This is a genomic window from Lentzea sp. NEAU-D7 (genome assembly GCF_026242055.1).
Lineage (GTDB): Bacteria > Actinomycetota > Actinomycetes > Mycobacteriales > Pseudonocardiaceae > Lentzea.
On sequence record NZ_JAPJDL010000018.1, the window covers coordinates 209,263 to 219,425 of the forward strand.

General features: G+C 71.4%; 8 protein-coding genes. 1 reads left to right on the plus strand and 7 read right to left on the minus strand.

Annotation, left to right across the window (positions count from 1 at the left end):
• Nucleotides 1–70: 70 nt before the first annotated feature.
• The 7 genes from ORI60_RS31600 to ORI60_RS31630 all read right to left on the minus strand — a co-directional run bounded on the left by ORI60_RS31600 (nucleotide 71) and on the right by ORI60_RS31630 (nucleotide 6,781).
• Nucleotides 71–1,291, minus strand: coding sequence for an MFS transporter (locus ORI60_RS31600; RefSeq protein ID WP_266041658.1), 1,221 nt, complete (start codon nucleotides 1,289–1,291; stop codon nucleotides 71–73).
• Nucleotides 1,288–1,425, minus strand: a complete 138-nt coding sequence (locus ORI60_RS31605) for a hypothetical protein (protein ID WP_266041659.1) — start codon at nucleotides 1,423–1,425, stop codon at nucleotides 1,288–1,290. The genes ORI60_RS31600 and ORI60_RS31605 overlap by 4 nt, the downstream gene beginning before the upstream one ends.
• Nucleotides 1,422–2,666: an ATP-grasp domain-containing protein gene (locus ORI60_RS31610; protein ID WP_266041660.1), complete on the minus strand. Its 1,245-nt coding sequence runs from the start codon at nucleotides 2,664–2,666 to the stop codon at nucleotides 1,422–1,424. The genes ORI60_RS31605 and ORI60_RS31610 overlap by 4 nt, the downstream gene beginning before the upstream one ends.
• Entirely contained in the window at nucleotides 2,663–3,946 is a 1,284-nt protein-coding gene (locus ORI60_RS31615; RefSeq protein WP_266041661.1) for an ATP-grasp domain-containing protein, read from the minus strand. Before ORI60_RS31615 ends, ORI60_RS31610 begins: the two co-directional genes overlap by 4 nt.
• Nucleotides 3,943–4,896, minus strand: coding sequence for a PLP-dependent cysteine synthase family protein (locus ORI60_RS31620; RefSeq protein WP_266041662.1), 954 nt, complete (start codon nucleotides 4,894–4,896; stop codon nucleotides 3,943–3,945). Before ORI60_RS31620 ends, ORI60_RS31615 begins: the two co-directional genes overlap by 4 nt.
• On the minus strand, nucleotides 4,893–5,495 hold the full coding sequence (gene epsC / locus ORI60_RS31625) for a serine O-acetyltransferase EpsC (protein ID WP_266041663.1): 603 nt from the start codon (nucleotides 5,493–5,495) through the stop codon (nucleotides 4,893–4,895). The genes ORI60_RS31620 and epsC overlap by 4 nt, the downstream gene beginning before the upstream one ends.
• A 107-nt stretch (nucleotides 5,496–5,602) precedes the next feature.
• Nucleotides 5,603–6,781 (minus strand): MFS transporter, encoded by a 1,179-nt coding sequence (locus ORI60_RS31630; protein WP_416234523.1) that lies wholly within the window; start codon nucleotides 6,779–6,781, stop codon nucleotides 5,603–5,605.
• Between the two features lie 211 nt (nucleotides 6,782–6,992).
• Between ORI60_RS31630 and ORI60_RS31635 the strand changes: the two genes are divergently transcribed.
• Nucleotides 6,993–10,070 (plus strand): AfsR/SARP family transcriptional regulator, encoded by a 3,078-nt coding sequence (locus ORI60_RS31635; RefSeq protein WP_266041665.1) that lies wholly within the window; start codon nucleotides 6,993–6,995, stop codon nucleotides 10,068–10,070.
• Nucleotides 10,071–10,163: the final 93 nt, after the last annotated feature.

Below are 10,163 nucleotides of genomic sequence, written 5' to 3' on the forward strand. Positions count from 1 at the left end.
TATGGACGGCGGAGAAACGACAGCGCCCGGCGGGAGAACCCGCCGGGCGCTGTACGTCCACAAAGGAATGTCAAGCCGGTATCGGCACCGGCGCGGCGATGCGCACCGCCTCCTGCGGCAGCCTGGGTTCCAGGCGCACCAGGGCCAGCGCGGACGCGGTCACCCCGGCCGCCAGCACGAGCCACATGCCCGTCGCCGAGAACGTCATGAGCCACGTCAGGACCGCCGGTGCCGTGGCGGTCGGGATCGCCCAGGAGAACTGGTACACCGAGAGGTGCCGCCCTCGCGTCTCGGCCGGCGCCGCGGAGGACACCAGCGCCGAGGCGGTCGCCCCGTGCATCAGCTCCCCCAGCGTGAACAGCGCCGTGGCCGCGAACGCGCCGGCCAGCAGCACCGCGGCCGACGACGACACCACACCGAGCGCCGCGAACACGACGAACGACACACCGATCACCGCCGCGCCCGCGGCCGTGGTCCTGGTGCGCGAGAACCGCACCAGGTACCGCGTGACCGGGATCTGCAGCAACGCGATCCCGATGGTGTTCACCGCGTACAGCGTGCCCACCAGCCCGGTCGGCGCACCGAGCTGGGTGGTGATGTACACCGGCAACGCCACCGCCAGCACCATGTAGCCGAACGCGATCGGCACGTTCAGCGCCGTCAGGGCGAGGAACGGCCGGTTCGCCAGCACCGCCCGGTATCCGCCGCGGGCCACGGTCCTCACCGCGGGCGCCACCGGCCGGTACCGGATGGAACCGACGATCACCGCGGCCAGCACGAACGCCAGGCCCGTGCCGAGCACGATCACCTGGTACGCCGCGTCACTGCCGAGCGTCAGCGCACCGGCCGCCACCAGGCCGCCCGCACCGAGCCCCGCGTTGCGCAGACTCCGTTGCGCGGCAAGCAGCTTGTCGCGTTCCGCGCCCTGGGTGATGTCGGCCACCAGCGCCTGGACGGACGGGGAGAACGAGCCGTCCCCGACCGCCACCAGCGCGACGGCGAGGAACATCCCCAGCGCCGAGTCCACGAACGGGTAGAGGCCGAACCCGACCGCCCGCAGCAGGTAGCCGCCGACGACCACGCAGCGCGCACCGAACCGGTCGACGAGCACCCCGGCGATCGGGTTGCCCACCAACGCGAACAGCGCGCCCGCCGTCATCAGCACGCCGACCCGTTCGATCGGCAGCCCGGTGACGTGGTGGAAGTACAGCAGGGACAACGGCAGGTACATGCCCGCGCCGGTCGCGTCGACGACCATCCCGGTCAGGTACCGGGTCCGCCAGCCGTTCATCGCCGGTCCTTCCTCCGCTGCTCGGGAATCCGCCCGCCGGGCCGCACCACGCGGGCACCGCTCGGGTTGGCGACGACGAGCACGAGGTCGACGGGCTTGAGGACGTCCATCTCCTGAGGAGTGTGCTTCTTCACGACGATCCCTCCTGGACTATGCGGGTCTGGTTCTCGAACCTGGCCCCGAGCGCGCGCAGGCGGGACTCCGCCTCCACCCGGTCGGCGCCGGTGGCCACGGCGGCGAGCAGGAAGTCCGCGGACCCGGCCGCCGGCGGGATGACGTCGCCGACCGCCGCGTAGCGCCAGAACCGCGCCACCCAGGGCTCGACGACCGCTGACGGCAGCGCCTCCACGAGACCCGGCCGTTTCATCATCAGCACCTGCCCGGACATCCGGGCGGGCACGGGCGGCGGCCCGCCGGCGAGGGTCGTGGCGAGCAACGGCAGGGACAGGCCCAGCTGTGCGCGCGTGACGTACTCGCCGTGGTTGATGCCGAAGATCGCGGCACCGACCTCGCGGATCTTGGCTCCGCCGGTCCTGGCGGCGATCTCGCACACCACCAGCCGGTCGTCGGGCGTGTGGAACACCTCGGCGTGGAAGGCGTGGTCGAGGTGCCGGTCCGACGTCCGCAACGCGGTCACCGCTCGCCCGGTCAGCTCCAGCAGCCGCGCCGACAGCGGATCGGACACGTCGAGCGTCAGGTCGACGCGCGCACCCGGATCGGAGCCGAACGACGAGAGCGAGTACTGGTACTGCGACGCCCACGCCAGCACGACGCGCCCGCCGACGACCAGGCCGTCGACGTGGCACATCCTGCCCGGCACGAACGACTCCACGAGCGCCGGACCGGCGAGCTCCAGCGGTTCCCCGCCGTGCAGCACGCGCAGGCCGATCGAGTTGAACCCGGCGATGTCCTTGACCACGACCGGGAACCCGTGTTCCGCGGCGAACGCCCACACCTCCGCGGCGGTCGAGACCACGGCGTGCCGCGCGACCTCGATCCCGGCGCCGGTGAGCCGCCGCTTCATGACCGCCTTGTCCCGGTACGGCACGGTGTCCGCGGTCCACGCGCCCGCGAGGCCCAGGTGTTCGCGCACCCGCGCCGCCACCAGCAGGTCCGCCTCGTGGTGCGCGACGACGTGGGTCACCTCGAACTTCTCGGCCAGCGCCAGCGCCCGGTCGAACACCAGCTCCTCGTCGTGGAAGTCCTGCACGACCTCGAGGTGGGTCAGTCCGAGGTGGTCGTCCGGAACCTCCTCGCCGGCGTGCGTGATCCGGTCGCGAGCGGCCAGGACGACGACGTCGGCGTCGTACCCGGCCAGCCACGCGCGGTACGGGAACGGTTCGAACGGGTTGCGGTGGATGATCAGCGCGCTCATGCCGGCACCGCCTCGGCGACCTCCGCGGCACCCGCGCGCACGACGGTGCCGTCCTCCACCTCGACCTGGACGTCGATCACCTCGTCGATCAGCCGGGCGCCGTTGGCGACGGCGTCGTCGGCGTCGACGCCCGTGACCGCGACCAGGCCGAGCCGGTCCCAGTTGTCCCGCAGGGAGCGGACCTCGTCGCCCGGCCGGGCGCTCAGCCGCACGACCAGTGCCTCGGGCGCGGCCGCGGCGGCCTCGGCACCCGCGACCGACACGACGCGGCCGGGCGGGCCGACGACGAACCGGGTGCTCGCGCCCGCGCGCGCCACCGGCCGTTCCGGGAGCTCGGGCACGAGCCCGAACGGCCAGCCGACCGAGTAGGTGACCAGGTCGATCCCGTAGGCGCCCTCGACCAGGTCCGTGATGGCGTCACCGGCGATCCGGTTGTGGCTCTCGATCACCGACAGCCCGCGCGAGCCGACCCGGACCTCGGTGTGCGCGACGCCGTCGCGCAACCCCATGGTGGTCAGGAACCGCGGCACCTCCGCCCGGATCAGCTCCTCGTCGGCCTCGCTGGTCCTGGCCGGCACGACGTGCCCGATCTCCGCGAACGACCGCGGGTCGACCCACTTCTCCGTCACCGCGACCACGACGTGACGCCCGTTGAAGCTGAACGTCTCGACGCTGTACTCCGCGCCGTCGATGTAGCGCTCCATCAGGAACTCGCCCAGGACGAACAGCGTCGAGACGCGGTCGGTGCGGGTCCCGCGCAGGCGCGACACGTGCTCCCACGCCCGGTCGAGCTCACCCGGCCCGTCGACCTTCAGCACCCCGATCCCCGCGGTCGCGTCCGTCGGCTTGACGATGAACGGGTAGCCGTGGCGCGCCGCGTAGGCGTCCAGGTCGCCGCGTTCCGCCAACGGCGCCGCCGGCACCGCCGCGGGGTCGTGCAGCGCCAGGTGCGCCCGCATGGCGAGCTTGTCGCGGAACAGCCGGGTGATCGCGAGACCCGTGCCGCCCAGACCGAACCTGTCGTTGATCCGGCCCGCGTTCTCGAGCCCCGGTTCGGTCAGCGACAACGCGAAGTCGAAGTGGTGGAGGTCCCACAGCTCCTCGGTCACCGGCTCGACCGCGGCCCAGCTGGTGAAGTCGACGACGCGGACGGCGTCCGCGGCCGCCTCCTGGATCGGCGAGATCTTGGTCGGGTGCTGCAGGAGCAGCACGGTGATGCCGAGCTCCTTCGCCTTGACGACGGTGTCGTCGGTTCCTCCGACCAGCAGTAGCGTGCTCATCGGTCCGTTCCCCTCGTGTCGGCCGACGTGAGCACGCTCAGGTAGCGCTCACCGGTGTCGGGCAGGATGGTGACGATCGTCTTGCCTTCGTTCTCCGGTCTCTCGGCGACGCGCAGCGCGCCGAAGGCGGCGGCTCCCGACGAGATCCCGGCCAGCACGCCGGCCTGGCGGGCCAGCCACAGCGCGGTGTTCGCGGCGTCCTGGTCGCTGACGGTCAGCACGTCGTCGATCAGCGCGACGTCGGTGGTGTCGGCGACGAACCCGCCGTTGAGGCCGGGGATGGCGTGGCTGCCCGCGTACCCCCTGGACAGCAGCGGGGAACCCTCCGGCTCCACGCCGACGGCCCGCACCAGCGGGTTGCGGGACTTCAGGTAGGCCGCGGTGCCGCAGAGCGTGCCGCCCGTGCCGATGCCGGCGACGAGGACGTCGACGGTGCCGGCCGTGTCGGCCCAGATCTCCGGCCCGGTGGACTCGAAGTGCGCGGCCGGGTTGTCGGGGTTGGCGTGCTGCTGCGGGAACCACGAGCCGGGCGTCTCCTCGTGCAGCTCCCTGGCCCGGTCGATGCAGCCCTGGTAGCGGAGCTCGGCCGGCGTCAGCACCACCTGGGCACCCAGTGCCCGGAGCAGTCCGATGCGCTCGCGCGTGGCGTTGTCGGGAAGCACGATGACGCACCGGTAGCTGCGGGCGGCGCTCAGCGCGGCCAGCGCGATCCCGGTGTTGCCGGAGGTCGCCTCGATGACGGTGCCGGAACCGGGGGTGAGCAGGCCGTCGCGCTCGGCACCGCGCAGCATCCACAGCGCCGCCCGGTCCTTGACGCTGGAGCCGGGGTTGGCCGACTCCAGCTTGGCGAGCACCCTCGCGTTCGCGGTGGGCAGCCGCAGCAGAGGCGTGTTGCCGACCAGGTCGTCGATCGATTCGGCCACCCGCTGGGTGCCCAGGGTCGCGGTCATGACGCCGTCCTCCGAAGGGTGTGGCCGGTGGACACGGCCGCTGTCGGCGCGAGTGCCGCGGCACGGCCGGGCACGTCCCTCACGACGAGAGCGCCGGCCCCGATGACGGCGCCGTCGCCGATCCTGATCGGGCCGAGCACGGTGGCACCGGTGCCGAGGACGACGTCCCTGCCGATCTCGGGGTGCCTGCGTTCGCCGGACGGGCGCAGGTTGTCGCGCCACCAGCCGACCGCGCCGAGCGTCACCTGGTGGTAGATCGTGACGTCGTCGCCGACGACGGCCGTCTCCCCGATGACGACGGCCGTGCCGTGGTCGATGAACACCCGGCGGCCGAGCCGCGCGCCGGGGTGGATCTCCACCCCCGTCACGGCGCGCACGAGCAGCATCAGCGCGCGGGAGGTCAGCCGAAGTCCGCGGTTGTGCAGGTGGTGCGCTACGCGGTGTGCCCACATCGCGGGCAACGCCGGGTGCAGCAACCCTTCCACGTGGCCGCGGATCGATGGATCCCGTTCGACCACGGTGTCCCAGTCCTCGCCGCACAGGCGCAGCAGTCCGAGCTCGGTGCCCGGCGCCGGCGCGGCTGTGGTGACCCGCTCCATCTGAGGGCCTCCTCCCATCCGTCGGTTGTCAGCAACCTCAGGGTGGGCGGAGGCCCTTTGGGTCGGCTTTTCCTCACGGGGCGCCGGCCGATAGCGGATCGATAGAGCTAACTTGCCTGGTCAGATGGCACGGGACGGGTGCGGCGGGCCCAGGCGACCGCCGGTCCGGTCGCCAGCGCGGCGGCCAGGAAGAGCACGCCGAGCCCCAGCCAGCCCGCGGCACCGCCGTCGATCACGAGCGCGGTCAGCGCCAGCGGGCCGAGCGTCCTCGCGACCGCGATGCCGCTGCCGAAGAACCCCTGGTACTGCCCCTGCTTGCCCTCCACCGCGAGACCGAAGCTGATCTCCCAGTAGCCCGAGGCCAGCATCATCTCGCCCGCGACCTGCAGCACGGCGCCCGCCGCGAGCACGACCGCCGCGACCCAGGCCGCCTGGCTTCCCGACGAGAACGCGAACACCACGCACGAGGCGAGCAGGAACAGCCCCGACAGCCGCACGATCCGGACCGCGCTGGTGAGGTCGTGGACCCGGTTCGCCACCGAGACCTGGAACAGCACCACGGCCACCGTGTTGATCACCATCAGCACGGACACCATCCAGCGCGGCGCCCCGGTGTGCCCGACGACCCACAGGGGCAGCACGACGCTCAACAACGGCATGTACAGCATCAGAACGGAGTTGAGCGCCGTCAGCACCGCATAGGGGCGGTCCCGCAGCACGACGAGAACCGGCTCGCCTTTCTCAGGCCGGGCGGCACCCGGTACCCGGGGAAGGCGCAGCAACACGAGTGCGGCGGCTAGAAAGGTCGCGGCGTCGAGCGCGAACGCGGTCAGATACGCGGCCTCGGTGTCGAACTGCAGCGCGACACCGCCGATCACGGCACCGATGGCGATACCTGCGTTCGCCGTCGACTGCATGTATGCGCGCGCCTTGGTCCGTCCGGCGGCGTCGACCACTCCCGCCAGAAGCGCCTGCCTGGCGGCGACCAACCCGCATTGGCAAATCGTATAGATGCACGCCACGACGAGGAACGCGGGAAAGGAGCGGACCAGTGCGAATGCCGCAACCGCGACCGCCGTGGCCCCCGCGAGCGCCACCGCCACGCCACGCGGACCACGCCGATCGGCCAAATGTCCGAGCGGAACGCTCGCAAACGTTCCCAGCGTCCACCCCACGGTCAGCCCGAGACCCACCTGCGTGGGCGTCAAGCCGACTATTCGGGTGAAATACAAGACTGAACAAACGTAATAGGCACCATCACCAATCGCATTGGTCAGCTGTGCCACGGCCAAACTATGAGACGGCCCGGCCGGAGGGAGCAATTTCCTTAACATCGTGCTCCTTTTTCCTCGTCACATGACATCATCACTCGGGACAACAGCTGACAACCGTGAGCGGATGGTAACCACCGTGTCACGGGCTGAACGCGTGTCCGGTTCATTCAGAACCGAAACGACAAATCGGACTGCCGTGGCGGGGCAGTTGAGGGGGCCAGTGATGCTGAGACTTCTGGGACCAGTGGAACTGGTGATCGACCAGCGGTCGCTCGATCTGGGAGGACCGCGTCAGCGGGTGGTGCTGACGATGCTCGGGCTCAACGCCAACCGCGTCGTGCCGGTCGACCAGCTCATCGACGCGGTGTGGAACAGCTCCCCTCCCTCGACCGCGAAGGGCCAGATCCAGATCTGCATCTCGGCCCTGCGCAAGGTCTTCACCGACGCCGGCATCGCCGAGGCGATCCGCACCAGGCCCCCCGGCTACATCCTGGAGATCTCCGACGACAACCTCGACAGCCTCCAGTTCTCCGCGCTCGTCGCGCGCGCCAGGGAGGAGAACGACGCCGGCTCCATCGAGGTCGCGGCCTCCACCCTGCGCACCGCGCTGGCGCTGTGGCGGGGGTCGGCCCTGTCCGGTGTCGCGAGCGAGATGATCCAGCGCGCCGCACTGCCGCTGGACGACCAGCGCCTCGCGGCCGTGGAGGAACGCATCCGGCTGGACCTCGTGCTGGGAAGGCACGAGGAGATCTGCGGGGAACTGCGCACCCTCGTGCACGACAACCCGTTGCGCGAACGGCTGCACGGCTTCCTCATGCTCGCCCTCTACCGCGGGGGCAGACAGGCCGACGCGCTCGAGGTGGGCCGCGCCGCCCGCACCGTGCTGATCGAGGAGATCGGCATCGAGCCCGGCCAGGAGCTGCAGGACCTGGAACAGGCCATCCTCAACCGCTCCCCCTCCCTCAACGCTCCCGCGGTGCGCCAGAAGGCCCCGGCGGGTCAGGCCGCGGCACCCGCGGCCGAGGCCGCCCCGACGACCATCCCGCGTCAGCTGCCCGCGAGCATCACCGACTTCACCGGCCGGAACGACTTGATCGAGGTGCTGCGCGCGGGACTCGCGACCGACTCCGACGCAGCGCGCTACGCCGTGCCCATCATGGCCATCTCCGGCAAGGGCGGTGTCGGCAAGTCCAGCATCGCGGTGCGGGTGGCGCACGAGGTCGCCGACCGGTTCCCCGACGGCCAGCTCTACGCCGACCTGCGCGTGCACAGCGGCGACGACCGCACCGGGCAGCTGCTCGCCCGGTTCCTGCGGTCGCTCGGAGTGCCCGGCACGGCGGTGCCCGACGACGTCGACGAACGGGTGGAGCTCTACCGCAGCAAGGTGTCCGGCAAGCGGCTGCTGCTCGTGCTGGACGACGTCACCAGCGAGGCCCAGGTGCTGCCGCTGCTGCCGGGCAGCGCGTCCTGCGCGGTGATCACCACGAGCCGGGTGCGGCTGTCCGGCCTGCCGGGCGCCCAGTGGTTCGACGTGGACGTGTTCGACGTCGAGCAGTCCGCGGACCTGCTCGCGCGGATCATCGGCCAGGAACGGGTGAACGCCGAGCCGGACGCGGCGATCGAGCTGATCACGTTCTGCGGCGGCCTGCCGCTGGCGTTGCGCATCGCGGGAGCGCGGCTCGCGTCGCGGCCGCACCTGCGCATCGACGGACTGGTCCGCAGGCTGCGCGACGAGGCCCGCCGGCTCGACGAGTTCGAGCACCACGGGCTGGAGCTGCGGTCCAACATCGGCCTGACCTACAAGGGCCTCGGTCCCGATGCCCAGCGGCTGTTCCAGTTGTTCTCCCTCATCCGCGCACCCGAGTTCCCGGCGTGGACGGCCGCCGCGCTGCTGGACATCGACATCTACGACGCCGAGGACATCCTCGAGAGCCTCGTGGACGCGCAGCTCGTCGACACCGTCGAGTACGCCGACGCGACCGCCCCGCGCTACCGGTTCCACGACCTGATCCAGGTCTACGCCAGGGAGAAGCTCACCGAATCCACCACGGAGGATGAACGCGCCGAGGCCCTCGCCCGGTTGCTGGGCGCGTGGCTCGCGCTCGCCGAGGAGGCGCACCGGCGCGAGTACGGCGGCGACTACACGATCATGCACGGCGACGCTCCCCGCTGGGCGGACGCCACCTGGGCGAACGTGGGCCTGACCGCGAACCCCATCGACTGGCTCGACAGCGAGCGGAGGTCGCTCGTCGCCGCCGTCCGCCAGGCCGCTCAGGCGGGCATGGACGAGCTGTGCTGGGACCTCGCCCTGACGTCGGTGACGTTGTTCGAGTCCAAGGGCTACTTCGACGACTGGCTGGAGTGCGCGAGGACGGCCGAGACCGTCGCCCGGTGTGCGGGCAACGACATCGGCGTGGCGGCCATGCGGTACTCGCTCGGCACGCTGCACATGTTCCAGACCCGGCTGCACGAGGCCGCGCAGTGCTTCGGCGAGGCGCTGGCGGGCTTCCGGGTGGCGGGTCACGAACACGGCCAGGCGTTGGTGCTGCGCAACGACGCCCACGTCGACGGACTGCGCGGTGACGTCGCGTCGATGCTCGTCAAGTACGCCGCGGCGCTGGTCACCATGCGCGCCTCCGGCGACCGCATCGGCGAGGCGCACATCCTGCGCAGCCTGGCCAAGCACCACCTGGAGGAGGGCGACACGACCACCGCGCGGGAGCTGCTCGACGACGCGGTGCGCATCACCCGCGAGGTCAACTGCCTGCGCGCCGAGGCCCAGGTGGAGCACCGCGTGGCCGAGCTGCACGTGGTGACCGGCCAGATCGACCAGGCGCGCAAGTCGCTGCACCGCGTCCTGCAGATCGTGCGCGACACCGGCGACCGCATCGGCGAGACCTACGCGCTCTACAGCCTCGGTGTCGTGCGGCACAAGGAAGGCCGCCTCGACAACGCCGAGACGACCCTGGTGCACGCGCTCGACCTGTCCCGCAAGATGGGCGAGCGGCTGATCGAGGCCAAGGCGCTGTACTCGCTGGGGCAGATCGCACTGGCTCGCGGCGGCAGCACGGCGGGCACCACGCATCTCGAGCGTGCGCGGCAGCTGTTCGAGGACCTGGGTTCGGCGCTCTGGCAGGCGAAGACCCTCCTCGCGCTGTCCGAGGCCTGCGAGGCGGGCGACGACGCGCTGGCGGCCGTGCGCCGCGCCGCCGACCTGCTCTCGACGGTCAGTTCCAAGGAGTCCGCCCAGCTGCTGGCAGAAGTGGAAATGACCCGCGCCGCGCTCACTTCGGCGGTCTAGGGCCTGTGTCGAGGTCCCGTTCGATGAGAGTCGCGCCTGAGGTGGTTCCTGGCGGTGCGGCCGAACGGCCTGCATACCGCTGTTGTACGGGGG